The organism is Undibacterium sp. Di27W (assembly GCF_049340345.1).
GTDB lineage: Bacteria > Pseudomonadota > Gammaproteobacteria > Burkholderiales > Burkholderiaceae_D > Undibacterium.
In genome coordinates this window covers 1-255 of the sequence record NZ_JBMPOS010000196.1, presented here as the reverse complement: position 1 = coordinate 255, position 255 = coordinate 1, and the positions used below count along the sequence as shown (strand labels likewise).

The 255-nt window shown below is 57.6% G+C and carries 1 protein-coding gene; it reads left to right on the top strand.

Going from position 1 to position 255, the window contains the following annotated elements; all coding sequences use genetic code 11:
• Positions 1-255 (top strand): PAQR family membrane homeostasis protein TrhA (trhA, locus tag ACO0LF_RS31865; protein ID WP_423021478.1); only part of this gene is annotated, 255 nt, incomplete at both ends.

Here is a 255-nt window from a genome sequence, read left to right as displayed (position 1 = left end):
AACGTGGGGATGGTCGCTGTTCGGCGTGGTGTGGGGGCTTGCCGTTGTTGGCGTCCTGCAAGAATTATGGTGCGCCAAAGGAGCGCGGCTAATGTCGTTGCTAATATATGTAGTGATGGGTTGGGTTGGCGTGATCGCTGCTAAACCGCTCATCAATGCGCTCACAATGGACGGCTTCTGGTGGCTGGCAGCAGGTGGTGCGCTCTACACCGGCGGCATCGCGTTTTATGCCACAGATCACAAATGGCGCCACGG